The organism is Synechococcus sp. ROS8604 (assembly GCF_014279655.1).
Classification (GTDB): Bacteria; Cyanobacteriota; Cyanobacteriia; order PCC-6307; family Cyanobiaceae; genus Synechococcus_C.
In genome coordinates this window covers 1335180-1361960 of sequence record NZ_CP047946.1, presented here as the reverse complement: position 1 = coordinate 1361960, position 26781 = coordinate 1335180, and the positions used below count along the sequence as shown (strand labels likewise).

The 26781-nt window shown below is 55.0% G+C and carries 21 protein-coding genes; 16 read left to right on the top strand and 5 right to left on the bottom strand.

The features are described 5' to 3' along the window. Positions 1–44: 44 nt before the first annotated feature. The 6 genes from uvrC to SynROS8604_RS07110 are packed head-to-tail and all read left to right on the top strand — an operon-like array spanning position 45 to position 5602. Positions 45–2000, top strand: a complete 1956-nt coding sequence (gene uvrC, locus SynROS8604_RS07135; protein WP_186545662.1) for an excinuclease ABC subunit UvrC — start codon at positions 45–47, stop codon at positions 1998–2000. Beyond that, positions 1997–2311: a hypothetical protein gene (locus tag SynROS8604_RS07130; RefSeq protein ID WP_186545661.1), complete on the top strand. Its 315-nt coding sequence runs from the start codon at positions 1997–1999 to the stop codon at positions 2309–2311. The genes uvrC and SynROS8604_RS07130 overlap by 4 nt, the downstream gene beginning before the upstream one ends. A gap of 6 nt (positions 2312–2317) precedes the next feature. Next, positions 2318–3724 (top strand): cryptochrome/photolyase family protein, encoded by a 1407-nt coding sequence (locus SynROS8604_RS07125; RefSeq protein WP_186545660.1) that lies wholly within the window; start codon positions 2318–2320, stop codon positions 3722–3724. Between the two features lie 35 nt (positions 3725–3759). Next, positions 3760–4353 (top strand): protoporphyrinogen oxidase HemJ, encoded by a 594-nt coding sequence (gene hemJ / locus SynROS8604_RS07120; RefSeq protein WP_186545659.1) that lies wholly within the window; start codon positions 3760–3762, stop codon positions 4351–4353. Continuing rightward, complete coding sequence (locus tag SynROS8604_RS07115) at positions 4292–4999, top strand: PHP domain-containing protein (protein WP_255445261.1); 708 nt, start codon at positions 4292–4294, stop codon at positions 4997–4999. Before hemJ ends, SynROS8604_RS07115 begins: the two co-directional genes overlap by 62 nt. A gap of 27 nt (positions 5000–5026) precedes the next feature. After that, positions 5027–5602 carry a hypothetical protein gene (locus SynROS8604_RS07110; protein WP_186545658.1) on the top strand — a complete coding sequence of 192 codons (576 nt, stop codon included), beginning with the start codon at positions 5027–5029 and terminating at the stop codon, positions 5600–5602. Here the strand turns inward: SynROS8604_RS07110 and cobN are convergent. Next, on the bottom strand, positions 5592–9356 hold the full coding sequence (gene cobN / locus SynROS8604_RS07105; RefSeq protein ID WP_186545657.1) for a cobaltochelatase subunit CobN: 3765 nt from the start codon (positions 9354–9356) through the stop codon (positions 5592–5594). The two genes, SynROS8604_RS07110 and cobN, sit on opposite strands and share 11 nt — an antisense overlap. A gap of 76 nt (positions 9357–9432) precedes the next feature. Here cobN and SynROS8604_RS07100 point away from each other — a divergent pair, with 76 nt between their 5' ends. From SynROS8604_RS07100 to SynROS8604_RS07090, 3 genes are read left to right on the top strand one after another with little or no spacing between them, the layout of a single operon-like run. Beyond that, positions 9433–10350 (top strand): branched-chain amino acid transaminase, encoded by a 918-nt coding sequence (locus SynROS8604_RS07100; RefSeq protein WP_186545656.1) that lies wholly within the window; start codon positions 9433–9435, stop codon positions 10348–10350. Between the two features lie 58 nt (positions 10351–10408). Then, the gene (gene metH, locus SynROS8604_RS07095; RefSeq protein ID WP_186545655.1) at positions 10409–14029 is read left to right on the top strand and encodes a methionine synthase; all 3621 of its coding nucleotides are present in this window, start codon (positions 10409–10411) and stop codon (positions 14027–14029) included. A 53-nt stretch (positions 14030–14082) separates the two neighbouring features. Beyond that, complete coding sequence (locus tag SynROS8604_RS07090) at positions 14083–14355, top strand: DUF4090 family protein (RefSeq protein WP_186545654.1); 273 nt, start codon at positions 14083–14085, stop codon at positions 14353–14355. Positions 14356–14383: 28 nt separating this feature from the next. Here the strand turns inward: SynROS8604_RS07090 and SynROS8604_RS07085 are convergent, their stop codons facing one another. Further along, on the bottom strand, positions 14384–14614 hold the full coding sequence (locus tag SynROS8604_RS07085; protein WP_186545653.1) for a hypothetical protein: 231 nt from the start codon (positions 14612–14614) through the stop codon (positions 14384–14386). A gap of 111 nt (positions 14615–14725) precedes the next feature. Here SynROS8604_RS07085 and SynROS8604_RS07080 point away from each other — a divergent pair, with 111 nt between their 5' ends. Continuing rightward, entirely contained in the window at positions 14726–15133 is a 408-nt protein-coding gene (locus tag SynROS8604_RS07080) for a DUF2237 family protein (RefSeq protein ID WP_186545652.1), read from the top strand. On the opposite strand, the gene SynROS8604_RS07075 is transcribed toward SynROS8604_RS07080, so the two are convergent. Next, complete coding sequence (locus SynROS8604_RS07075) at positions 15115–15855, bottom strand: SDR family NAD(P)-dependent oxidoreductase (RefSeq protein ID WP_186545873.1); 741 nt, start codon at positions 15853–15855, stop codon at positions 15115–15117. The genes SynROS8604_RS07080 and SynROS8604_RS07075 overlap by 19 nt on opposite strands. A 55-nt stretch (positions 15856–15910) precedes the next feature. Here SynROS8604_RS07075 and SynROS8604_RS07070 point away from each other — a divergent pair, with 55 nt between their 5' ends. The 5 genes from SynROS8604_RS07070 to SynROS8604_RS07050 all read left to right on the top strand — a co-directional run bounded on the left by SynROS8604_RS07070 (position 15911) and on the right by SynROS8604_RS07050 (position 21504). Further along, complete coding sequence (locus SynROS8604_RS07070) at positions 15911–16843, top strand: SpoIID/LytB domain-containing protein (protein ID WP_186545651.1); 933 nt, start codon at positions 15911–15913, stop codon at positions 16841–16843. Next, positions 16833–17729, top strand: coding sequence for an ATP adenylyltransferase (locus SynROS8604_RS07065; RefSeq protein ID WP_186545650.1), 897 nt, complete (start codon positions 16833–16835; stop codon positions 17727–17729). The genes SynROS8604_RS07070 and SynROS8604_RS07065 overlap by 11 nt, the downstream gene beginning before the upstream one ends. 57 nt (positions 17730–17786) lie before the next feature. Beyond that, complete coding sequence (locus tag SynROS8604_RS07060) at positions 17787–18434, top strand: sigma-70 family RNA polymerase sigma factor (RefSeq protein WP_186545649.1); 648 nt, start codon at positions 17787–17789, stop codon at positions 18432–18434. A 376-nt stretch (positions 18435–18810) separates the two neighbouring features. Then, on the top strand, positions 18811–20388 hold the full coding sequence (locus tag SynROS8604_RS07055; protein WP_186545648.1) for a DUF3370 family protein: 1578 nt from the start codon (positions 18811–18813) through the stop codon (positions 20386–20388). A 42-nt stretch (positions 20389–20430) separates the two neighbouring features. Then, positions 20431–21504 (top strand): molecular chaperone DnaJ, encoded by a 1074-nt coding sequence (locus SynROS8604_RS07050; RefSeq protein ID WP_186545647.1) that lies wholly within the window; start codon positions 20431–20433, stop codon positions 21502–21504. 817 nt (positions 21505–22321) lie between these two features. On the opposite strand, the gene SynROS8604_RS07045 is transcribed toward SynROS8604_RS07050, so the two are convergent. Then, positions 22322–22816 (bottom strand): allophycocyanin subunit alpha-B, encoded by a 495-nt coding sequence (locus SynROS8604_RS07045; RefSeq protein ID WP_186545646.1) that lies wholly within the window; start codon positions 22814–22816, stop codon positions 22322–22324. A gap of 80 nt (positions 22817–22896) precedes the next feature. Between SynROS8604_RS07045 and rlmD the strand changes: the two genes are divergently transcribed. Beyond that, positions 22897–24291 carry a 23S rRNA (uracil(1939)-C(5))-methyltransferase RlmD gene (rlmD, locus tag SynROS8604_RS07040; protein WP_186545645.1) on the top strand — a complete coding sequence of 465 codons (1395 nt, stop codon included), beginning with the start codon at positions 22897–22899 and terminating at the stop codon, positions 24289–24291. Here rlmD and pheT read toward each other — a convergent pair. Beyond that, positions 24269–26719: a phenylalanine--tRNA ligase subunit beta gene (pheT, locus tag SynROS8604_RS07035; protein WP_186545644.1), complete on the bottom strand. Its 2451-nt coding sequence runs from the start codon at positions 26717–26719 to the stop codon at positions 24269–24271. The two genes, rlmD and pheT, sit on opposite strands and share 23 nt — an antisense overlap. Positions 26720–26781: the final 62 nt, after the last annotated feature.

Below are 26781 nucleotides of genomic sequence, written 5' to 3'. Positions count from 1 at the left end.
GACTGATCGGATCCTATGCAGCTCAGGGTCTCTAGATTCGACAAATGCAGCGTCCATTGCTTGAGCAACCGGAGCGCCTGGAACAGCGCCTGAAAGAGATCCCCCCTGAGCCGGGCTGCTATCTCATGCGCGATGCCGACGACCGCTTGCTGTATGTCGGAAAATCAAAAACCTTGCGTAGCAGGGTTCGTAGTTACTTTCGCAGCAGCCATGACCTGAGCCCGCGCATCCGCTTGATGGTGCGGCAGATCTGCGAAATCGAGTTCATCGTCACGGACAGCGAGGCGGAAGCGCTCGCACTGGAATCCAATCTGATCAAAAACCAGCAACCGCATTTCAATGTACTGCTGAAGGACGACAAAAAATATCCCTATCTGTGCATTACGTGGAGCGAACCATACCCTCGCATTTTTATTACCCGACGTCGGAGATTTCGCAGCCCACTCGATCGATTTTATGGACCCTATGTGGATGTGGGCTTGCTCAGAAGAACCCTCTTTCTCGTCAAACGAGTGTTTCCCCTACGCCAACGACCACGTCCTCTTTATCCAAATCGCACCTGCCTTAATTATTCGATTGGTCGTTGCCCAGGAGTTTGCCAAGAGAAGGTAAGTTCTGAAGATTATCACCAAATTTTACGCAAAGTTGCGATGGTCTTCCAAGGTCGGAGCGACGAACTTCGGCAACTCCTTAATCAGCAGATGGAGCGCTATGCCGAGAGGCTTGATTTTGAATCTGCTGCCAGAATACGCGATCAACTTCAAGGAATTGATCAGTTAACTGCTGATCAAAAAATGAGCTTACCGGATGCATCCGTGAGCAGAGATGTGCTTGCCGTTGCCCAAGATGATCATTTTGCAGCGATTCAATTGTTTCAAATGCGTGCCGGAAAACTAGTTGGCCGTCTTGGTTTTGCAGCAGATGCAACAGACCTAGGGTCGGGATTAATCCTTCAGAGGGTCATCGAAGAGCACTACAGCCAGGTCGACGCCGTTGAAATACCTCCGGAAGTTTTAGTGCAGCATCAGCTTCCGCAACAGTCCTTGATTGCCGACTGGTTAAGCGAACAAAGAGAGCGCAAAGTTCAGGTGTTGCATCCTCAAAGACGCCAAAAGGCAGATCTAATTGATTTGGTGATGCGAAACGCTGAATTTGAATTAGGCCGGGCTCGCCAAAGCCAGGAACAGCAGGCCTTAGCAACGGAAGATCTGGCTCAACTTCTTGAATTAACCACACCTCCACGACGAATCGAGGGCTATGACATCAGTCATATTCAGGGCAGTGATGCTGTTGCCTCACAGGTGGTCTTCATCGACGGGCTTCCTGCCAAGCAGCATTACCGCCGCTACAAAATCCAAAGCAGCAGCATTCAGGCCGGTCACAGCGATGACTTCATGGCCATGGCAGAAATCATGCGCAGGCGCTTTCGCAAATGGGCCCGCGTGAAAGCTGAAGGGGCTGACCTGGCTGAAATCAGGCGCCAATCCAGCAGCAGCCTGAACATGGATGGTCTCCATGACTGGCCCGATGTCGTGATGATTGACGGGGGCAAGGGTCAGCTATCCGCCGTGATGGAAGCCTTGCGCGAGTTGGATTTGCATGAGGATCTTGTGGTGTGTTCCCTGGCCAAACAACGGGAAGAGATTTTCCTCCCGGAAGCCAAGCAGCCCCTTGAAAGCGAGCCCGACCAACTTGGAGTGGCCTTGCTGCGACGCTTACGCGACGAGGCGCATCGCTTTGCCGTGACCTTCCATCGGCAGCAGAGGGGGCAGCGAATGAAACGCTCACGCCTGTCTGACATCCCTGGCCTGGGCCCCAAACGCGTGCGAGATCTTCTCGCCCACTTTCAATCGATTGACGCCATTCAGATCGCCAGCGTGGATCAGCTCCATCAAGCCCCCGGGGTGGGGCTCTCGCTGGCCAAACAGATTCGCGCCTATTTTCATCCTCAGGAAGCTGAAGAGGACAACGTGGTGATGGCAGGCGAGGACACGGCATGAAGCGCTGCTTTCAAGCCACAAACCTGATCTTCATCGTTGTGATCGGGGTCGCCCTCACGCTGCTAACTCCCGCTCGGGCCTTCGCCGCACCCGGCCTGTGCACAGGAGTGGTGTGCGCCGATGAGATCACCCGCAGCGCCAAAAATCATTGGCAATTGCGCATGCGACTGGAAGATCAACAAGGGCATCGCGAGCGCGTGGTGATGGACTGCCGCAACCAACAGCTCAGCCCACGAGGCGGACTGGTGGATCGCATCCCAGCCACAGCTCTTGGACGGCGTGCCTGTCGCCTCGCGGGCGAGGCCGGTTAAGACGCTATGGAAATCACCCTTGTCTTTCCCCACCAGCTGTTCGAACACCATCCGGGGATTCGTGCCAACAGAAGCATTGCCCTGATTGCTGACGGCTTAATTCTTGGAGGTGATCCTCATTGGCCCCTCACGATCCATCCCCGCAAGCGCCAATTGCATCAGCAATCGATGCTGGCCTACCAGAAGCGTCTGGAATCCCAAGGCCATCGCCTCATCACGCTGACGCCCAATGCCCAGCAACAGACGTCAGATCTTCTGAGCGAACTGATCGACTCTGGCTACCAAACGTTTTACCTCGCTGATCCAATCGATGATCTTTTAACCAAAAGAGTCAGAAACACGCTGCAACGAAGAGGTTGTGTCTTAGAGGTTCTGTCCACTCCGATGTTGCTTACGCCAACCGAAGTGATGGATGACCATTTCAATGGTCGACGCAAGCCAATGATGGCCAACTTCTATCAAATGCAGCGCAAGCGCTTAGGTGTCTTGATCGATGCTCAGGGAGCTCCTGTGGGTGGACGTTGGAGTTATGACGCAGACAACCGTAAAAAACTTCCTAAGGGAATCACGGTTCCTGAGGAACAATCGATTGATTTGCCCGTTGATCACTTATCAGCATACCAATGGTTAGATACCTTTCTGGAACAAAGACTGGCTGGTTTTGGCACCTATGAGGATGCCATCAGCTCCCATCACCGCGTGATGTGGCATAGCGTGCTGACGCCGATGCTCAACCTCGGACTGCTCACGCCCCAACAGGTTTTGAACAGAACCCTGGAAGCCGCAGACAGCGTTGAGATCCCCCTGAATTCTCTTGAAGGTTTTCTGAGACAGATCATTGGTTGGCGTGAATTCATGGCTGCCATGTACTTGCGCCATGGAGTCACGATGCGCAATAGCAATTTTTGGAATTTTGAAGATCGCCCTATTCCCGATGCTTTTTATCAAGGAACAACAGGAATACCTCCGATTGATGATGCCATTAAGCGCGCGATAGACACTGGCTATTGCCATCATATTGAGCGCTTAATGTTGCTCGGAAATATGATGCTCCTATGCGGCTTTCACCCCACCCGTATCTACACCTGGTTCATGGAACTGTTCGTGGATGCCTACGATTGGGTGATGGTCCCCAATGTCTATGGGATGAGTCAATTTGCTGATGGAGGAATCTTTACAAGTAAGCCTTATTTATCTGGATCCAATTATGTGCGCAAAATGTCTGACTACAAACCTGGAGATTGGTGCGGCATTTGGGACGGCTTGTTTTGGAGTTTCATTCACCGCCATGGAGAATTTTTTCGATCTCAACCCCGCCTAGCGATGATGGCTCGAAATCTTGATCGCATGGCGCCAGAGGTCATGGAAACGCATTACACCAAGGCACAACAATTTCTTGACTCGCTCAGCTAGCGGCTTTCTATTGTTCAGGTGAGATTGATGGGGTCATGACACTGACGCTTCCACCTGAGGCTTACCTGTGGTTCAAGACCCTTCACATTGTTGGAGTGGTGGTCTGGTTCGCCGGGCTGTTCTATCTCGTCAGGCTGTTCATTTATCACGTTGAAGCAGAGGAGGAGGAGTCGCCTGTACGCGAAGCCTTCAAGGCGCAGTACGCCGTGATGGAACGGCGCCTCGCCAACATCATCACCACACCTGGTTTGATCCTCACCGTGACCATGGCAGCAGGGCTCTTGATCGCGCAGCCGTCCTGGCTGCACCAAGGCTGGATGCACGCAAAGCTCGGTTTTGTGGGGCTGTTATTGGCCTATCACGTGTTCTGTTATCGACTGATGGGCCAACTTCAGGCTGGGGTCTGCCAATGGAGCGGTCGGCAACTCCGAGCTCTCAACGAACTGCCCACGCTGCTGTTGGTCTTGGTGGTGATGCTGGTGGTGTTTAAAACCCAGTTCCCCACAGGGGCAGCAACCTGGTTAACCGTTGGTCTGGTGGTGTTCATGGCCGCAACGATTCAGTTTTATGCCCGCTGGCGTCGTCTTCGTGAAGCAGCGCTTGCGCAGGAGTCCGTTGGTGACGCCTGATCAGCACCCGTTGCGGGCTGTCCTCGAAACGATTGGACCAGAGAGCTGTCCTGGCTCACTGAATTTTCATTGCCACACCGTTTGCAGCGACGGAAGCCTGGAACCCGTGGCTCTGATTGAACAAGCCACGGCGCGGAAGCTGAGTCACATCGCAGTCACGGATCACCATTCGATCGCTGGCTATGAACCGATGCACGACTGGCTTGATCGCGCTCGCAATCGCGGCGAAAACACGCCGACGCTTTGGAGTGGGATGGAAATCAGTTGCATCCTGCAAGGTTGTTTGGTCCATGTCCTTGCCCTTGGCTTCACGCCAGGACATCCCGCACTTGTGCCCTATTCCAGCGGCGATGCCGCTGTGGGCGCCCCTCTGAGGGCTGGTGAGGTTCGCAAGGCGATTCACAACGCTGGAGGGCTGGCAATCCTGGCCCATCCAGGGCGCTACAGATTGAGCTTCTCGGTGTTGATTGATGCAGCGGCTGAACTGGGTTTCGACGGGGGTGAAGCCTGGTACGACTACGACATGCAACAGCACTGGGCCTGCACACCGTTGATCTGTGAATCGATCGACCAACAGTTAAAGAACCTTGGCCTTTTGCGTACCTGCGGCACCGATACCCACGGGTTGGACCTAAAAGGCCGCTAAATTCACTCAACGATCTGGAACACGGGAATGGGCCTCTTTGATCGGCTGCTGAATCCAAGCGCCAAGGATGACGGTCAACAGGACGTTCCCAAGGATCGTGCCAAGCCAAAAGCCGAAGCCTTCTATCTCGACTCCGACACGTCTTCGTCCTACGGAAACGTGGACTACATGCGCGAGGCCAAGACGATTCGTCGCACCTTCCCCGGAACCGCCGACAACCCTGGCAACAAGGAGTTGGTGACCAAAGTTGATGCGATGGACGTCACCGTTGGAACCCGCTCCCAAGGCCTGGGCGAAGAAAAACCAAACGAGGAACCTTCAATTCCGTCCTTGCTCTCGGACGGAATTCCCAAGCCGGTGAAAAAGACCTTCGCCGAGACGATGACCCAGGAGCAGCTGGATCAAAAGCTCAAGGGGAATGCCTTGCGCACAGCTGGTGTCAACACACCAATGGCCCCTGATGCGGCTCCTGTGGGCCGCAAGGAAGAACTGAAATCCGAACCCGAGATTCAGCCAAGCAACCCATCGGCCAACCGCAGCCCCTCGGCTAAGCCGGGATCCATCGATCCTTTCAAGGCCATGGTCCGCGACCTCAACAACTAAGGCCTCCTTTCTCAACAGCCTCCTCCGCTTGGAGGACCAATCCCCTGATCTGCTCGAGCTGATCGGGGGACGGTTGAGCCCACAACCCTCGGTTGGCGGCTTCCATCAATCGTTCGGCCATGTCTCTGAGGACCCAGGGATTGGATCGGCTCAAAAAGTCTTGTGTGTCCTTTTCCAGCAGCCACTGATCACAGATGGCCCCGTAGCACCAGTCAGGAACCGCTTCGGTTGAGGCGTCGTAGGCAAACAAGTAATCAAGGCTGGCTCCCATTTCGAACGCCCCCTTGTAGCCATGCTGTTGCATTCCCTGGATCCAGCGAGGGTTTAACAACCGACTTCTCACCACCTTGTCGATTTCACGGCTGAGCGAATGAATGCGAAGCCGCTCTTGGCGAGAATGGTCCGCAAACCAGGGCTGCACAGAGGTGCCTCCCGAGCGCCGCACCGCTGCCGTCATGCCCCCATGGAACTGGTAGTAGTCATCAGAGTCGAGTAAATCGTGCTCCCTGTTGTCCTGGTTATGCAGAACCACCTGCACATGCTGAAGAGCAGCTTCCAAGCCAGAGCGATTGGCCTGGGCTTGAACGTCGCCGTCATAACTCCAGGAACTCCAGGCTAAAAAAGCCTCGCCAAGGTCGTCCTGGTTCTCCCATTGACCTGAATCGATCAAGGCCTGCAATCCAGCGCCATAGGCACCCGGTGCCGATCCAAAAATCCTGGCTTGAGGACCCTCCTGACGGGTGATCGCAGCAAGCGGATTTTCAGCGTCTGCTTCCTCGAGTGCTGAGACCAGGTGCACAGCACGATCCACCCAGCCCACAAGCTGAGGGAAGGCATCGCGAAACAGTCCAGACATCCGCAAGGTGACATCCACCCTGGGTCGAGCCAACAGGCTCAAAGGAATCACTTCCAGGTCCACCATGCGCCGTGTTGGCCCATCCCAGAGAGGACGAACGCCAAGCAGGGCAAACATTTGGGCGATGTCTTCACCGCCGTTTCGCATCGTGGCTGTACCCCAGACAGACAACGCGAGGTGCCGTAGATCCTCTCCTTCCTCAAGTCGGTAGAGGTCCAGCAATTGCTCAGCGCTTCGCCGCCCTAAATCCCAAGCCGCTTCGGTAGGAAGACCACGCAGATCAACGGAATAGAAATTACGCCCCGTTGGCAACACATCTGGACGTCCTCGTGTTGGGGCGCCGGAGGGGCCGCTCGCGATCCTTCGCCCGTCTAAAGCAGCAAGGAAGGCCTTCTTTTCACTGGAAGCACAGGCCAACAAACGCGGTAACAGCTCGTCGCGCAAGCGCAGCAATGCAGGCTCCTTGTTGTCGTAAAGCCACTGCTGCAGCAAAGGGCTCAATGGCTCTGAGGGCGCATCTGTGATCTGCTCCAACAAGCGGAGCGCTTGAGCATCGAGCCAACTCACAGCGGCCGAGACCCGTCTGGGCTGATCACAGCCCAACGTCTCAAGGGTTCTGCAGTCGTGGTCGCTTAGAGGCGCACCGTCTTCATCCGACCAGGGGTCGCATTCCAGTCCAACCACCTTGGCCATCGCCTGGGTGATGCCTTGGCAGCCACCAGACGGCGATCGCGCAATCGCCAGCAGGAGCTCCCGTTGAATCGAGGGTTCAGGCTGGCTGCCAAAACGATGCAGGCCCGTTCTGATTTGCGCCTCCTTCAACTCACAGAGATAGGTCTCCACCTGATCAAGACAGCGGGCCCAGGAGTCGTTGTCTGGATCAGCTGCGCTGGGTAGATCGTTCGCTGGGTTGGAGAAGGAAGGCCAATCCAGGCTTTGTAGCAGCTGCTTGATTTGCTGCTCGAGCACATCACAACGCTCAGCAGCAACCTGACGCGCCTCCACGTACTCATCCAATAAGGCTTCGAGAGACAGCAAAGATCCGTGCAGCCCAGCCCGACCCAAGGGTGGGGTGAGGTGATCAAGAATCACGGCATGGCCCCGACGCTTGGCTTGGGATCCCTCGCCTGGATCATTCACGATGAACGGATAAACATGCGGAATCGGAGCGAGCGCCAGGCCTGGCCCACAGGCTTCACTCAGTCCAACCGACTTACCCGGTAGCCATTCCGCGCTGCCATGTTTGCCCACATGGACCATCAGCTGGGTGCCATGCACCTCCTGAAGCCACAGATATTGGGCCAAATATCGATGCGGTGGAGGGAGATCAGGGGAGTGGAGATCGCTGATTTGATCGGGTTCATAGCCACGGCTGGGCTGAATCAACACGGCCACATGCCCAAACAGCACGCCATGCACCGCAAACCCCTTCTCCTCAAGATCCACGGCCTGTTCCGGCGAACCCCAGCGACCCTCAATCAGGGATCGGGCTTGGGGTGTGAGCCGTCGCCACCAGCGCAAATAGTGGTTGAGGGGGAGATAGCCAAGAGGCGGAAGGTGAAAACTCTCCGGATCGTTGCTACGTCCCGACAACAATTGGGCCATCAGCGCTTGCGATTCATCAGGCAGCGACTCACTCCCAAGCGCAACTCCGGCTTCAGCGAGCCAGTTCAAGAGGTTCATGGTGCTGGCGGGTGTATCCAGACCAACCCCATTGGCCAAACGGCCATTGCGAACGGGGTAATTCGCGAGCACCAGTGCCACCCGCTTCTCTGCTGCCTCCGTCTGACGAAGATCCACCCAACAACGGGCATGGTCGGCCAGCCAATTCAGCCCAGCAGCGTCGGGAACCAAACCTTTGACCGCCGTCGACAAACTGGATTCCGCATCCAGGACTTCACGGAAGGCTCCGATTCTTGTGGTGATGCGTCCATCCAACTCAGGAAGCACGACTTGAAGGGAGAGATCGATGGGATCGAGCCCCTGGGTGGTGGCGTCCCAGGCTTGCTTGGCTCGTCCCGAGGACAGCAGCTGCAAGACCGGCAGATCAAGACCATCCCAAAGGGGAGTGCCCAGCCCTGCCTCCTGGAACTGGACCGATGCAAACGCTGTGGTGCTGACCACGAGCTGAACATCCTGCGCTTGAAACGCTCGCTGCACCCCCTGCTGAACCACGGGATCTCTCAAGCTGCTCACCCAGAGCGCACGCGGTGCGAGGCCACGGCTTCTCAGCGCCTTCAACAGTTGATGACACCAATCCGTGTCAGCCGCGCGGGCATGGGCCCGATACAGCAAAACACCAACCCTTGCCCCTGGTTCCTCACGCCAGTCAAACGGGGCTGGGTCCGCCATCCGTTCCGGCTCAAGATCCTTGGCGTCGTGAAGGGGATCTGGTTCGTTGCTGCTGGTGATGAAGGGATGAATCGCCTTCAAAACCTTGGTCATGTTGGGCATCCCCCCTTCGCGCAACAACAGAGCTAATTGTTGAGACAGCGTCGAAGACACCGATCCAATCGGATGGAGTTCGTCGTCTTGATCGGCGGTCCCCGCCAAAACAAGCAAGGTTCGATGTTGCGCAGACGCCTGCCAACGCCGGCACTGTTCAAGCCCATAACTCCAGTGACCTCGCCCACCCAGCAGGCGCACCACCAGCACCCGAGCCAAGCTCGCCGTCGTGGCCAGATAGTGATCAATTTGAGCGGGATGCCGAAGACAATCGAGGGGTAAAGCTCGCAACTGCTCCTTCCAATGCTGCAGCTCTGGCTGCCGAAGGCAGGCTGAAAGGGTGCTGATATCGGTCGCTGCGCTCGTCAGGAAAAGAATCGGGGCGGGCGGTTGCTCAACAACGGTGAAAACCTCGTTGCTTTCGGCGCCCGGAAGACTGCTCAGTCGATGCATGTCTCCATTCTGGTCTGATCACATCCCACCAACCGCGCGAGGTGAGTGAGAAAATTTGAGCATCGATCAATGTGCGATGCATCAGTTCCTTCCCTACGCCTGGTTTGAAGGCCGCTGCATCCCGTTTGACCAGGCCAAAGTGTCGATCGCAACCCATGCCCTGCACTACGGCACCGGTGCGTTCGGAGGCATGCGCGCCATACCGGATCCGGAAAAACCTGGCGGCATGCTGTTGTTTCGACCCGATCGCCATGCGCGCCGCCTCTCACAAAGCGCCAAGCTCTTGCTCGCTGATCTGACGGAAGAAACGGTGATGGAGGCTCTGATCGCCGTACTCATGGCGAACAAACCCACGACGCCGATCTACCTCAGACCGTTTGTTTACACCAGTGATTTAGGCATCGCACCACGGCTGCACAACATCGAGACTGATTTTCTGATTTACGGCTTAGAGCTTGGCGATTACCTCTCTCCCGATGGCGTGAGTTGCCGAATCAGTAGTTGGACCCGGCAGGAGGATCGCTCCCTTCCCCTACGCGGAAAAATCAGTGGTGCTTACATCACGAGTTCGCTTGCCAAAACGGAAGCCGTCACCAGCGGCTTTGATGAAGCCCTGCTCATGAACACGCGGGGAAAGGTGAGCGAAGCCAGTGGGATGAATCTGTTTTTAGTGCGCGATGGCGTCCTGATCACCCCTGGCGTTGATCAAGACATTCTTGAGGGAATCACCCGCTCCAGCGTGATTGAGCTGGCCAAGCACATGGGATTGCAGGTGATCGAACGCCCCGTGGATAAAACTGAACTTTGCATCGCTGATGAAGTGTTCCTCACGGGAACGGCCGCGAAAATCACGCCGATTCGTCAACTCGAATCCACCGTCTTGCCGACCAACCGACCGGTGATGGATGCCTTAAGAAAACGTCTGGTTGCGATTACGGAAGGAAAGGATCCGGAGTTCAGCCACTGGGTGACCAGGATCGAGCTCGAAGGCTAAGGATGGCTCTTGGGATCAAGAGCAGTTCATAGAATGGGGTGAGAGAAGCGATTAAGCGATGCAGGCCGTTACTGAGACCCCCACCCTCAACGCCTCTCGCTTTTTAAAACGTCTGCATGACCCGTCCAGGCCCGTGTTGGTGTTTGACGGAGCCACGGGCACCTCCCTGCAGCAAATGGACCTATCCGCCGATGATTTCGGCGGAGAAGCCCTGGAAGGTTGCAACGAAAACCTTGTGGTTACAAGGCCCGATGCCGTTCAAAGCGTGCATCGACAGTTTCTTGACGCCGGTTGTGATGTCATCGAGACCGATACGTTTGGCGCCGCTTCTGTGGTGCTGGCCGAGTACGGCCTAGAGGACAAAACCTTCGAGCTCAACAAGCGGGCTGCAGAGCTGGCCAAAGAAGTGGCCATGGAATACAGCACCGATGAAAAACCACGATTCGTGGCGGGATCGATGGGGCCCACCACGAAATTACCCACGCTCGGACACATCAGTTTTGATCTGCTTCGCGATTCCTATCAGGAGCAAGCGGAAGGACTGATTGCCGGGGATGTGGATCTACTGATCATCGAAACCTGTCAGGACGTTCTGCAGATCAAAGCAGCGCTCCAAGGCATTGAACAGGCCTTTGAAACCAGCGGTGAACGCCGCCCCTTGATGGTGTCCGTCACGATGGAAACCACAGGCACCATGCTGGTGGGTTCCGACATTGCAGCTGTTGTTGCCATTATTGAACCCTTCCCCATTGATGTGCTCGGCCTGAACTGCGCAACAGGCCCTGAACAAATGAAAGAGCACATGCGCTACTTAACAGATAATGCTCCCTTCGTGGTGAGCTGCATCCCCAACGCAGGCTTGCCAGAAAATGTTGGAGGTGTGGCGCACTACCGCCTAACACCGGTGGAACTGAAGATGCAACTCATGCACTTCGTGGAGGATCTTGGCGTTCAAGTCATTGGTGGATGTTGCGGGACAACGCCTGCCCATATTGCGGCGCTCTCTGAAATTTCATCAGAACTGAGCGCCGCGCCCAGAAAGGTGCGCTCATATCACCATGAGAGAAAAGCTCTCAGCTATGAAGCCGCCGCATCATCCATTTATGGAGCAACACCCTATCTACAAGACAATTCCTTCTTAATCATTGGCGAGCGACTCAATGCCAGTGGCTCCAAGAAAGTGCGTGAGTTGCTGAATGAAGAAGACTGGGATGGGCTCGTCGCTGTTGCGCGAGGACAGGTGAAAGAGAATGCTCACATCTTAGATGTGAATGTCGACTATGTCGGCCGTGATGGCGAAAGAGATATGCGGGAGCTCGTGAATCGAGTGGTCACCAATGTGAACCTTCCCTTAATGCTCGACTCAACGGAGTGGCAGAAAATGGAGGCAGGCCTGAAGGTTGCCGGCGGCAAATGCATCCTCAATTCAACCAACTACGAAGATGGAGATGAACGCTTCTTCAAAGTCTTAGAAATCGCCAAGCGTTATGGCGCCGGGGTTGTGATTGGCACGATCGATGAAGACGGCATGGCCCGCACTGCAGACCAGAAAGTTGCCATTGCAAAAAGAGCCTATCGAGACGCTGTCGAGTATGGAATTCCAGCGCGAGAAATTTTTTACGACGCGCTGGCGCTGCCAATTTCCACTGGCATTGAAGAAGATCGACGCAACGGTGCGGAAACCATTGAAGCCATTCGCAGAATTCGCGAGGATCTCCCCCAGGTTCACGTGGTTCTTGGTGTGTCCAATGTGAGCTTTGGCTTGTCTCCTGCTGCCAGAATCACGCTGAATTCAGTCTTTTTGCATGATTGCTGCGAAGCTGGAATGGATGCAGCCATTGTGTCCCCAGCAAAAATTCTTCCGCTCATCAAAATCAGCGAAGAGCATCAGAAAGTTTGTCGCGACTTAATCAATGATCGTCGTGGATTCGAAGGCGATGTTTGCACGTATGACCCGCTCACAGTGCTTACAACCTTATTCGAAGGTGTTAGCGCCAAGGCCGCTCGCGAATCAGGACCATCCTTAAGCGACCTAGCCGTGGAAGAACGGCTCAAACAGCACATTATTGACGGCGAGAGAATTGGTTTAGAAGATGCACTTAAAGAGGGTTTAGAAAACTATCCGCCACTGGATATCGTTAACACTTTCCTACTGGATGGAATGAAGGTTGTGGGAGAGCTGTTTGGCTCTGGGCAAATGCAGCTCCCATTCGTTCTTCAATCCGCGGAAACCATGAAGTCTGCCGTGGCCTTTTTGGAACCATTCATGGAGAAAGAAGAAGGGGAACGATCCGCTAAAGCCAAGTTCTTAATCGCAACAGTCAAAGGAGATGTTCACGATATTGGCAAAAACTTGGTGGACATTATTTTAACAAATAATGGCTATGAGGTGATCAACCTTGGTATCAAGCAAGACGTCAATGCAATCATTACGGCTCAGCAAGAACATCAGGCTGATTGCATCGCCATGAGTGGTCTGCTTGTGAAGTCAACAGCCTTCATGAAAGACAATTTGCAAGCTTTCAATGAAGCTGGAATCAACGTTCCTGTTGTTCTTGGAGGGGCAGCATTAACGCCCAGATTTGTGAACAAAGACTGCAGCGATGTGTATGACGGCAAGGTCATTTATGGACGGGATGCCTTTACTGACCTGCGATTCATGGATGCGCTTGTGGCGGCGAAGTCAAAAGATCGCTGGGATGATCGCGCTGGCTTTCTCGATGGCACCCCTGAAGGTCTTTCAATTGGAGGTGACGCGGAATCCCCTGATCCCAGCGACGCATCGCCTGAGAGCCCGTCAAAACAAGCTGAGACGGCGGATCTCAAGCTTCCCGTCAGCTTCGAGCGCTCGGATGCCGTTCCTGAAGAAACAGCCGTTATCACCCCCTTCCTGGGTGCGTCGGTCTTGCAAGGTGAGGCAGAGATTCCACTCGACGAGGTGATTGCCTTCCTCGACCGACAAGCCCTCTTCGCGGGTCAATGGCAGATGCGAAAAGCCAAAAACCAAAGCCGGGACGAGTACGAACAAGACCTCGCTGATAAGGCGGAGCCAATCCTTCAGAAATGGCTGGCGCGCGCCAAAGAAGACCACTTGCTGCATCCAGCAGTCGCCTATGGCTATTTCCCCTGCGGACGGGAAGGCAACTCCGTAGTGGTGTTCAAGCCGGAGGGTGGTGCAGTGCTGGGACGATTTGATATCCCCCGTCAACGCAGTGGCAATCGCTATTGCATCGCCGATTTCTTCCGAGATCTCAAAGAGGGCCAACCCTGCGATGTGCTGCCGATGCAAGCCGTCACCATGGGCGAAGAAGCCAGTCGCTTCAGCCAGGAGCTGTTTCGCAAGGATGCCTACAGCGACTATCTCTTTTTTCACGGCTTAGCCGTTCAGATGGCAGAGGCGCTGGCGGAGTGGACCCATGCCCGCATTCGCCGTGAATGCGGCTTCTCTGATCCCAAGGGGATGCCTCTCAGGGACATTCTTGCCCAGCGCTACAGGGGTAGCCGCTATTCCTTTGGGTATCCAGCGTGTCCCAACGTGGCGGATTCGCGCCAACAACTGGAATGGCTGCAGGCCGATCGCATCGGTCTGACCATGGATGAAAGCGACCAACTGCATCCTGAACAGAGCACAACAGCCCTGGTTGCTTTGCATAGCAACGCTCGCTACTTCAGCGCCTAAGCCCCATGCAGCAGTGCGTTGCCTCAGACTTCTGAGGTCACGCATGCACTCCCATGGACTTCAGCGGCCCAGACGCCATCGACAATGCGATTAAGGCTGGATTGGACATCGATGGAAGCCCTCTTCCGGAAGCGATGCTCACCCTTTATCGCGAGGTGATGGATCAAGAGGCTCAACGCAAGCGCAGTGGAGTGCGTAAATCAATGCGCAACCGCATCGTGCGCACCGGGGCCAAGCATTTCAGCCAAGACGTCCTAAACTCCCGATTAATCGAAGCTGGCTGGGAAGGGTTGAAGGACAAGGAAATCAGCTTTTACTTCAGCTGACAGCCCAATCGTCATGAGCTCTGCAGGATCACTCCTGGCAGAGCTTTTCCATCGTGTCGATGACTTCCTGCTGAAAATCATCCAGGGCACTGGATTCGCTCAAATCGAATCCCTCTCCCGCAGCGTTCTGCGCAAGATCCTGAAAGTGGAAGGCTCCCTCACCATTGGCAAGGATCTCTATAGCCGATGATTCGCCACTTTCGCGGAACGCATCGCAGAGGGCGATAAACGCCGCGTCTTCAGTGAACTCCCAATCCATCGAGGAGGCATAACTGAACGACCTTTAACGCCTAACCCCCGTGATCCGTCAACCATCTCGTCTCGGAATGTGCCAGTCGTTCGGCAGACTCCTGGCAGCCAATGCAAGCAAATGCCGTCACAACAACAAGAGCAAAAGCCAGTTGGGCAGGGTGATCTGAACGTTTTAGGCGGTGCGCTTGAAGGCTGTAGTTGTGAGCCGATGACGGGTTGGTTTCGAGATGGACACTGCCGCACCGATCCAAGCGACATGGGGCAACACAGCGTCTGCTGTGTGATGTCAGAACGATTTCTGAATTACAGCAAGGCCCAGGGCAATGACCTGAGCACTCCCATGCCCGACTTCGGCTTCCCTGGCCTCAAACCAGGCGATCACTGGTGTGTCTGCGCCCCACGCTGGAAACAGGCCTACGACGACGGGATGGCGCCACCCGTACGCCTCGAAGCGACGGAACACACAGCGCTCAAGGTAATCCCGTTGGACGTCCTCAAAACACACGCTCACCAAGGAATGTCCTGACCATCCCAAGCCAGAAAGCGGCCGCTGTCTTCTGCTGTCTGCTGGAGCAAAACATCGAGCAACATGGCGCCCGCTTTCTGGGGGCTGAACAGACGATCCGGCGGGACAAAATTTTGGAATGGCTTGGACAGGGCTGTATCGGTGGTGCCTGGATGCAGCATCGTCACCGTGGCGAGTGGAAAGCGCCGCGCCCACTCCACACTCAACGAGCGCAAAAACATGTTCTGGGCGGCTTTGGCTCCGCGGTAGGCATACCAACCACCACTTCTGTTGTCACCGATGCTCCCGACCCTGGCGCTGAGGCTCGCAAAGTGAAACGGCTGGTCACGCTTCAGGGCAGGCTCAATCGCTTTCGCCAAGAGCAGGGGCCCCGCGGCATTGATCGCAAAGGATTCCATCAATTGACCGGCACTCACCTGCTGCAGGCGCTTCTCAGGGGTCAGCGAACCTCCATGCAGTCGCCCTGTGGCGTTCAACACCAAACGCAGCGGCTGTGGATCGTCTAGGAGCCTCTGAGACAACGCCTCAAGGCTCTGAGGGGACTCCAGGTCCACCAGCCACTCTCCGCCATCGTCGAGCTCTGAAACCACGCTGCGACCGCACAGCAGGACCTCCAAAGCGGGCTGACGACGTTGCAGTTCCTGCGCCAATGCCTTACCAAGACCACCACGGCCCACGATCAATGCACGGCCAATCCAAGCAACTCTGTTGATTTCAGGCATGATCAAAAGTGTTGTCCGAGGGACAGTGAGACAGCTCACACCACTGTTGCTGGGGATGACCGCCACCGCGGGGCTGATCGGCGCGATCACCTGGAGTGTCCAGGCCATTGGTCAGCTGGAACAACAGCGAAGCCAAAAACACACCCTCGAAACGCTGCTGGAAAGCTCCGGAACCGATCAGCCAGCGCGTCATTCCTCTAGTCAGCTATCAAGTGATGAGCCGGAGAACAAGACTCCGAGACCCCAATCGGTCGTGCAGCCAACGCCTGGTGCTAAGCCCCTCGGAGCCCCAGGCAATCCGATTGTGCGCGTTGCTTTGTTAAGTCAATCACCACCCCGTCGCGTGGACCTATCAGGGCAGGCCGAGTGCAGATTCAGCACCGGTGAGATCGTGCAAAAAAGAGCCCTTGAACGCCTTCTCAGCGAGCGTCGTTCGAATTTGGTGACCTGTCAATCAGGCCAAAATGGGGCCATTGTTGTCAATGAAAGCTCCTATCCAGAGACCGTCTATTTCCTCAACAGAGGTCGCGGTTGGCTTGTGATTAATCAGCTGTCTTTGGAGCGTTACGTTGCTTCTGTGGTTGGGGCAGAGATGCCGAGTCATTGGAATCCTGAAGCGTTAAAAGCACAAGCTGTGGCGGCTCGGTCCTACGCCCTCGTGCATCTTGTTCGTCCTGCCGATTCCGATTTCAATCTTGGCGACACCACGCGTTGGCAAGCCTATGGAGGCCTAAAAAGTCAAAGCGCGTCCACTGCCGCCGCCGCCAAAGCCACCCAGGGCCTCGTTCTCAGTTTCCAGGGAGGACTTGTGGAATCGTTGTATGCATCGACCAGTGAAATCGCTGCTGAAGCACACAGCCATTTAGGAGCAAGTATGAGTCAACATGGCGCTCAAGATCTGGCCATGAAAGGGCTCAAGTTCAATGAAATCCTCGGTCGTTATTACGTGGGCGCATCCTTAGCGAGGTTGAAAACAAATGAGAACTGAGACCTATTGGAATCGAGCGCTCGAGAAAAGCGAAAAGGCTCTTAAGTCGGGTGCGCTGGTTCCTCTCAGTACTTCATTAGAACGTCTTGAAGAGAGTGCAGAATCCAATTTTGAATTGAGAACTCTCGAGAGCCGCTTACCCAAACACTTAAAGAGAGAGGGGCCGAAACCCAATCCTTTTAAACCCTGGGATAGGGACCTGGAGGTGGCGCGTTTGGATCCAGGTCATGCCGTGATCCTGAACAAATATCCGGTGCAACGCGGACACATGCTGCTGATCACGGCCGACTGGGCCGCCCAGGATGGTTGGCTAGATCTATCGGATTGGACTGCGTTGGTTCACGTGGACCAAGACACCTCCGGACTGTGGTTTTTCAATAGTGGACCAATTGCAGGGGCAAGTCAGCCCCATCGGCATCTTCAACTTCTGCCCCGCAGCAAAGACGAGAGAAGTTGTCCCAGAGACCTCTGGTTTCAAAAACGCCTGGAATCAAAAGAAAAATCCGAAACAGCTAGCGATCCGTTATGGAACGGTTGCTCCGTTGTCTCGCGAATCAGCCAAAGTAATGACATCTCCGCACAAGCTCAAGGCCTCTACGCCAGCTACTTATCACTCTCTGAACAATTAGGCCTTGGTCATCCATCTCAAGATCAACGCCCAAAGTCCTTTTACAACCTGTTACTAACCCCGCAATGGATGGCGATGGTGAGGCGTCGGCGAGAAGGAGCCGCAGGTTTCAGCGTGAATGCCCTTGGATTTGCCGGGTATCTCTTGGCCACAACAGGCGCAGATCTGCATTGGCTAAGGATGCAGGGTCCAGAGGCCTTATTGCGCGAGGTGGTGCTCGAAATCCGTGGAAACACGGTTGTGGGGTCCCCCTCCTAAATGTCTGCCTGAAGAAGGACCACCGGCCGCTGCCGACCCTCTCCTTCAACAACAGCCATGAACAAACGACAAACGATCCGAAACGAACGCATTGAGCGACATCTGAACCTGGTCGATCCCATTGCTGGCCACTACGCCAAACGGTCGGGCCTGGACCGTGATGATCTCAAGCAAGTGGGAAGGCTTGGCTTATTGCGTGCCGCCGAAGGGTATGAGCAAGGCCAAGACAAGCCGTTTGAGGTCTATGCAAGGCCTCACATCAAAGGAGCGATCCTTCACTACCTCAGAGACAGTGTGGGGCTGATCAGACTCCCCAGACGCCTTCAAGAACAAGCGCAGAGCAGCATCAAAACCAATTCCTCAGAATCGGCCAAAAGTCAGGGGATGACCGCAGAGATCGAACTCAACGTTCAGATTTATCGACGCCGTCAGTCTTGGGAACCCTTAGACGAAACCAGGGTGGCAGCAAACCAACCTGAATGGCAGCCTCTGCTGATGCAGGAAAGGGCCCGACGTGTCTGGGATGCCATCAACGGGTTGCCGCCTACAGAGAAAAGGGCGCTGATTGAGGTGGTGATCGAAGGTGCCAGCCTCCGTGGTGCCGGGAAAAAGCAGGGTGTCAGCGCCATGACCATGCAACGGAGGCTGAAACGGGCCTTAGCCCAGTTGCGACAGGAGCTTGCCGATCAAGACTCTTCGCTGTGATCCCGCTGGATTTGACCTTCAAGGGTGGTCATCGCTGCGGTGACGGCAGCCAGTTGACGCTCGAGTCCATCACGCCAGAAACGGAGCATCTCCAACTTTCGTTGCTGGTGATGACTCCGCCAATGGCTGGACTCACACGATGGCTGACAGAAAAAGGGAGGCAGCATGAGTAAACACAAGCTTTCCCATAATCCTGGCGAATTGTTCCAGAAATCGGGACTGCCATCACACACTTGGCGCTCCTGAACCAGACGATTAGGTTTGGAACTTGCGGAAATCTCAAGCCTCACTGCTCAAAAACCAGTCTCGCGTGTCGCACCGATTATCAAAACTGGTCCTAATCAGTGTCGCAATTGCGACACACGATTTCGCTGTCATGGAGCAGGCCTACGCCTATGTGCCCTTAATGGCTGGGCAAAGGGCGCGTTCTCTCAATGGCACCTTTAATAACGTTCCCGTCCTGCATTCCAACCAACCCGAAATTGTCAAAGGGCCTGGAATCCTCGTCAACACAACGCCTGGTACTGCAACCGCCGCCGAAAACAACCAGCCCTTGAGGAATGCCGAATTCACATTTAATGGTGAATTCGGCATCCATATGCATCATAAGTATTACCCCCAAGACAGCAGCAAATTAGGAGGACGCCGGGCCAGAGGCTTGCTAACCGTGGCAGCGATAGCCATCAACCCAGGCAACAATCCTGTCACTCTTAAGTTCAAAAGAGGCTCCGTTAAAAATAGCTTTGAGGCCCCTTATCACCCCAATCGCTTGATGGGAGTGAAGCCCCTTGGCCGACGCCCTTGGAACACAGGTCCAGGGGACGCAACAGCTGTACAAATGCTGAGAGGGGAACTCGATCGCAAATTACCTCGAGAAATAACAATCCCAGCGCGAAGTCGCAAAGTGATTGTGAGCTCAGTTCTTCCTGCGAGAGGAATTATGAACGGGCTGTTGAGAGGCCGCAGCGACGGACCTTTCCAACTGGCTGTCGTTGCAGCGGAGGAGACCAACCAAGAGCAGGAGCTGATTGCCGTTCTAGACAGCAAGAGACTTGCTCCAGGGCGAATTTATTTAAATCGTCTCAATGAAATCCGTACCGGCAAAGTCTTTTCCAGAGTTGCTGGCGTTGCCATTGGCGATGAGTACAAGGCTTCGATTAATCATGATCTCTCACAGGGTGCATTGCATATTCCACTAACAAGCACCCGCAAACATCATTTTGGAACGAGAGATATACAGGTGAATCAATTATCAACACGAATGATTGACTCCGCCTTGAACAATGTTGGCACCTATGGCGTACGATTTGATGTTGAGATGAATCTCACTGGTGGTGGTGCTCATGAGTTGGTCTTAAGCCATCCAGTGGCATCCGGTCGAAAACCTTTCACAGCATTTCGGGGATCAATCGGAATTAAAAGTGCCGAAGGCTATCGAGAAGTTCATGTTGGGATGAAATCAGGGCAGAGCCTGCCCCTCGGCCAAATCAACACTCAAGCCAACGCTGTGAATCCCGTCACGGTGAGTGTTGTTTATCCAGCGGATGCCACACCGGGTCACTTGCTCAGCGTGGTGCCCGTGACCCAGCTCGCCTTGATTCGGCGCCGGGAAGAGATGCTGGAAGCGGCAAGAAAAGCTGAGGAAGCGGCCAAAAAACGCAAGGTGGTTCCACCAACGCCGCCACCAGCGATCAATGCAAAGCCGAAACCTCTTCAAGCGAACGAGAACAAACCAAGGCCGCAAGCAACACCGCAGCCACGAGCCACACCACGGACCTATCCGAAACCAGCCCCAAGGATTGCACCTCCGGCTGTTGCCGCACCATCCAGTGGTACCAAGCAATATCCGCCAGCGATGATCATGCCTCAGCGCGTCAATGACTCGCTGGAGCAACGGTATCGCGATGCCATTAAGGCGCAACAAGATTGGTTGCGCCGACTACAAGGTCGATAGGCTTCGCTCATCTCTTTTACTCAGATCATCGCGGCAAGCTGAATGGGGCGTCGGATCACACTTGAACTACCTGATCATCTCGTTGATCGCCTCGACGAGCTGAAAAAGGAGTGGTGCATCAGGTCCAGAGGCGATTGCTTAACGCGATTGCTGGAAGAGATCTGGACGGACGAGCCCGATCTTGAAACACCTGTTGATGGTTTTCTCGACACCGGCGGCATCGAAGATTCAGAGCTGTCATCGGTCTCGACCTCCACGGATGCAGTGACATCCGAGCAAAGCTCGCGAGCAACGGAACCCTCGTACGACGAAGACCGGGCCATCGTCTTGGTTCGCCGTCGTCAAGAGCCTGAGACGCAAGACATCGCTGCGGTGCTATCCGCCGACACGAGTCAACCCAAGGACAACAGCACGAAAAGTCGAGGCATCGACTTACCCGGATTTGTGCGCAGCCGCACGCAGGCCATCCGAACCAGCCTGCAACATCCAAAAGCGCCAGAAGAACGACGTGACAGTCCCTTTGTCCCCGTGGTCAGCTTTGATCACCTCACCGCTTGCAGCGATAAGGCCATTGAACATTGGACCAATCTCTATGGATCGAAACCCGGAGCAACGGTGCTGGAGGCGGTGATGCTCTGGATGGCTCGAGATATTTGGCCCCAATTGGATGGAAGCGAGGGACGCACCTTCACCTGGAGCCAAATAAACCAATCGATGCAGGATGTCTGCGCTGAATGGTCCGTTCAGTCTCCAAAATTTGAACATGTGATTGTCGCTGCTGCCGTTCTCGAAGATCCGTTTGCCGCCGGAAGCGTGGCAGATCGGATCCCAACCTTGATTCGTCGGTTTGTGAACCGCTTCAAACGGAGTCGGCGTGTGACTTCTTTTGAAACCTTGGAATCCACCATGACCCTGCATGGAGCCTTGCGCTTGCTCGATCTGCCCACGCAAGCTGGAGCATCCCTCACACTGCGCTCCATCCGAGATGCCTACAAGAAAAAGGCGATTGAAGCCCATCCAGATGCAGGTGGCTCTACGGATGGAATGAGACGACTGAATGAGGCTTATCAGATGCTGCGGGAGCTCTACAAAGACAAAGAGTCGCAGCCGTCTTAGTCAAGTCAATTCATAGGACTCATTGCAAGACCTAGCTGAGAAACTCCAGACTTATATGTCGCGCCCTAGTCCCAAATCAAGACCCATATTGAGTCTCAGGCAAGATGCGCGATTGAATTGTTGTTATCGCATCACTTTTCCATCGTTTTAAATGCGGGAGCCACCCAATCAATCCCTTGTCCCCTGAACCAATAAAAACCACATCGTCATCCAGACCTAAAGCTCCATCGTTCTTCGAATCGCGATCGGATCAGCATGTACACGCTGTCCAAGCCTTCCAATCCCGTGTCCAAGGCAACCCTGGCCAAAGCCAAGACAAGCCAGGGCAAGGGTTTTAAAGTTTGCGTACCTGCTATAGACACAGTGACGCAAGACGATTGACCTACCGCGCCAGCTCACTGAGCCAAGCAAAAGGGCGAACAATCAACAGCAGAGACCAAGCCCTGGCCCCAGCCAAACCTATGTCTCATTAATCTCATACAAGACATATGCTTGGTCCCATTTTAAGTCCAAATCAAGACTCTTTATGCGACCAAAAGAAACTTTCCGTGCGCTTGGCTATGGGAGGCTCCATCCAGCAACACCTTGCACCCACAACATCAACTCTTGCCAACCAAGGGATCGCCTTCACGCCTAGCAAGGCTTCCATGAACAGCCCCCATGAACAGCGCCCCATCATGGGGTGCAGAAATAGCAGATGAGACCAGAAATAAGACACATCTTGCGTCTCGCTTAAGACGTATGCAAGCAAGATTGGTGGTTGTTGGCAATAAAAAAGCCGCCTCTTCCGGCGGCCATTGGATCAAGGCAAGACGGTTTAGGTCGAGGTCTGCATCCCTTGGATAAGGTAATCAAAGTAAGGAGCCGCAAGTGCTTGCTGGTCTTCTGAAAGAAGTGCAAGGGAAGCCCCTCTCATGCAGCGCATGGCTTCCACCATTCCAGGCATTGGAACACCAAGACTGTTGTACATCTCGCGGGCACCCACAAGACCAATCTGTTGGATAAGCTCCGTACTGCCTGCCAAAACGCCGTAGGTTACGAGGCGAAGGTACCAGCTGTAGTCCCGCAAGCACTGGGCACGCTGCTTCTGACCGAAGGCGTTGCCTCCAGGAGCAACGTATTCCGGTTTTCGACTGAACAGCTGTTTCGCTGATTCGTCGACAATTTTCTTCTCGTTCTCAGTGAGACTTCGAACAACCGATAAACGAATCGAACCCTGGCTGAGGAAATCAACCATGGATCGCAGTTCACCGCTGCTGGGGTAACGCAGATCGTCATCTGCTTGGAGAATCAGATCCCGAACAACGCTCATGTCAGCTGGCAAGCTTGAATGAGTCTAGAGCTATCGATCGCTTCGCATGAATTTGCAGCGATTGGTGTTACGCCTTTGCAATGGCCCAGTCCTTGAGCGACCCACCACTAGCTGGTCAAATCATCTCCGTTCTGGGCACCGATCTCAATCACCAGGGCCTGGGATTGGCTCGCTGGCAAGGCTGGGTGGTGGTCGTTCCCCAGTTGCTTCCAGGGGAAAAGGCCCAGGTGCAATTGCTGCAACGCAAGAAGTCGCAATGGTTTGCGCGCCATCTCAAAACGTTGGTGGCGGCCCCAGGCTCGAGAAAAGCTCCGTGCATCCTTGCCAAAGACTGTGGAGGGTGTTCTCTCCAACACCTCGAAGAAAGTATTCAGGGGGAATGGAAGCGCAACCGTCTTGAGCAAACCCTGAAACGGATCGGTGGGATTGACATCCAGTCCCCGAAACCGATCAACAGCGATCTTGAGCACTTGGGCTATCGCAATCGAGCTCTGATTCCCCTGCTTCGACAAGAGGATCAGCTGCGGTTGGGGTACTACCGCCGTGGAAGCCATCAGATCGTGAACCTCAATCGTTGTCCTGTCTTAGACCCACGCATCGATGCCTTAATCAAACCCCTGAAACAAGACCTAGAAGCCAGTGGTTGGCCAGCCGATGCTGACTTGCGTGGAGAACCCGGTCTTCGCCACCTCGGTTTGCGCGTGGGTATGCGAACAGGCGAAATCCTGATCACCTTGGTCAGTGCCACACCCGAACTCAAAGGAATCAAAGAACTGGCCTTGGAGTGGATGAACCGTTGGCCTGCTGTAGCAGGTGTGACCCTGAACCTGCAACCGCGCCGGAGCAATACCGTGCTCGGAGCGATCACCCACACGCTCGCTGGTCGCGATTGCATCAGCGAATGCTTCTGCGATCTTCAACTCCTGCTTGGAACCACCACCTTTTTCCAAATAAACACCGCTCGTGCCGAGCAGATCGTGATTGTTTTGCGGGAGTGGCTTCTTCAGCGTGAAGGATGCAAGCGCATCATTGATGCCTATTGCGGCATCGGGACGATCAGCTTGCCCATCGCTGCAGCTGGCATAGGCGTGGTGGGGCTTGAGATCAATCCGGCTTCAGTCCAACAGGCGCGCCAAAACGCGGCCTTAAATGGACTTATGGATGCTCGCTTTGAAGCCGGTGACGTGGCCTCTCTGCTGAGTGATTCCCTGCCAGATCACGATGCTCTTGTGGTGGACCCACCGCGAAAAGGATTAGCAGCAGATGTGCTCGAAGCCATTTTGAACTGTCCACCCAAGAGCCTGGCCTACCTGAGTTGTGACTCAGCAACCCTGGCGAGGGACCTCAAGCGCCTGGTCTCAGACGACGGTCCCTATGCCATTGATCGCATTCAACCCGTGGACTTTTTCCCCCAGACAACCCATCTGGAATGCCTGGTCCTCCTGAAGCGCATCAACTGCGAAGTTCAACCTTGAATTGTTTGACCAAAGCCTGTCGAACCTTCTCTTGCACGGGCTGAAGCTGCTCATCGGTGAGCGTGCTGTCCTTGCCGCGATACCGAAGCCGGAATGCTTGGCTGCACTGATTATCTGGGAGTTGACCACCTTCAAACCGATCAATCAACTCGACACTTTCGAGAAGGGGCTTCCCCGCTTTCCGAATGGCCTGCATCAAGTCAGCAGCGGGTAATGTCTTTGGCACAAGCATGGCGAGATCTCGTTCCATCGCTGGGAGCGTTGAGAAGGCCTTAAAGGAAGGCACCCAGCGATTGCGACGCGTTGCCGCTTCCAGGAGACGGTGCAAATCCAGATCAAACAAATAGGTGGCATCAGGGAGCTCGTACTGAGCACACAACATGGGGTGAAGCTGGCCAAAGCAACCAAGGGCTCGGCCTTCCACCATCACCGCTGCAGCCCGACCGGGATGGAGACGCGGATCGTCCGATAAGGGGCGGTCGTTGGTTTCCAAGCCCAAGGAGTGCAAAACGGAGGCGAGTGCTCCACGAGCCATGTAGTAATCGGGGACGAGAGCCTTACCGCTTGTCGCCCAGCGTGAAAGACGCCGTTCTCCGCAAATCACCCCACCAAGACGGGCTGTCTGCACAATCTCCTGGCCCTTCGGCTGGAACACATGGCCGATTTCAAACAGCCAACAACCGGGCTGGGAAGCCTGCAGGTTGCGTTGACAGACCTGGAGATGCTCCTGCCAGAGCGCGGTTCTGAGATGGCTGGTTTCGGCCAACAATGGGTTGCTAATCGGAATCCGATTGGGATCATCCGCATCTGCTCCGGTGAGCGATAAGCAGGTGATCTCTTGGAGGCCCGCACTACAAAGCCGACGGCGCAAACGGCGCTCCGCCTGCTGCATATCTGTGAGACCACCGGGAACCAAAGGATCAGGCAAGTGAGCACCAAAACAGTCGAAACCCACAAGACGAGCCACCTCCTCAATCAGGTCCACCTCCCGAAGCAGGTCCATCCGACGGGAAGGAGGCACCACCACCGACCAACCGCCCTCTGAAGCCTTGAGCTCACAACCAAGCGCAGACAGACACGCCTCCACCTGTTCATCACTCACATCGGTTCCTTGATCGTCGTCAGAAGCCAAGGGACCTAGCAGTTGATGAAGAGCATGACGGCGAAGGGTCACCACGGGTTCCGGGCCTTCCTCGGCACAGCACTGCCAACTGCGGCCTGCCACTCCGTCTAGGAGCTGTTCCATTAGTTCGAGTGCACGACCCGCTGCAGGCAAGGTGATCTGACGCGGTAACCCCTTTTCGTAACGAGAACTGGCATCCGTGCGCAACCCTGTTGCACGACTGCTGCTGCGAATCGAGGCGGGAGTGAACAGGGCTGATTCCAACCAGATTTTGGTGGTCGTGGCCGTCACTCCGCTCTCAGCACTGCCGATCACCCCCGCAATCGCAACCGGTCGATCACGACAGGTGACCAACTGAACACGCTCGTCAACCGTGATGGTGCGGCCATCTAATCCCGTAAAGGGTTCCTTCGCCCGTCCTTGCCTAAGTCCAAAATCATCAGGCTTGAGATCGGGGCCACACAACCGTTCCAAGGCATCAAGGTCAAAGGCATGGAGAGGTTGACCTTGTTCCAACATCACCAAATTGGTGATGTCCACAATCGCGTTCACGGGTTTTACACCAGCCCGAAGAAGTCTCTGTTGGAGCCAGGCAGGAGCATCTTTCCCACCATCGAGACCACTCACTTCGGTCAAGGCGTACACACCCCCCTCTTTCATGGCGGCAGCATGGTCGGCTGAGGGGTTCAAATCAGCTGTCGCCTGTGGCGCCACCGGCTTGGGCAACTGCAGAGCGGCACCTGTCAGTGCCGCGACTTCCCTTGCAATACCGGTCATCGACAGACCATCTGGCCGATTTGCGGTGATCGCCAATTCCAAAACAGTGTCATCCAACCCAAGGCAAGACGCCACTGCCGTACCAGGTGCCGGAAGACTGTCCAGCAGATCATCTAAGACCGCAATGCCGTCAACATCCGTGGGTTGCCCGAGCTCTGCGAGCGAACAAATCATTCCCTGGCTCGCCACTCCACGCAGCTCACCAGCCTTAATCGTGAGATTGACCGCAGGAAGAACAGCACCAATGGTGGCGACAGGAACATGAATGCCTGCCCGCACATTGCTGGCACCACAAACGATCTGAACCGTCTCCTCCGCCCCTATGTCCACAACACAAACACTGAGTTTGTCGGCATTGGGATGTTTATCGCGCTCCAACACATGGCCCACCACAACACCTTGGGCGAATCGACTCAAATCATCGATCTCCTCCACCTCAAATCCAGCCATGGATAGGCGTTCGCCGAGTTGATCAGCGGCTTCATTTACCTGGACGAGATCCTGCAACCAGGAAAGGGAGACCCGCACGTCAACGATTCAATCGGATATCGATCCTACGAAGCTCCGCGCAATCATCAAAACTGTTTGTG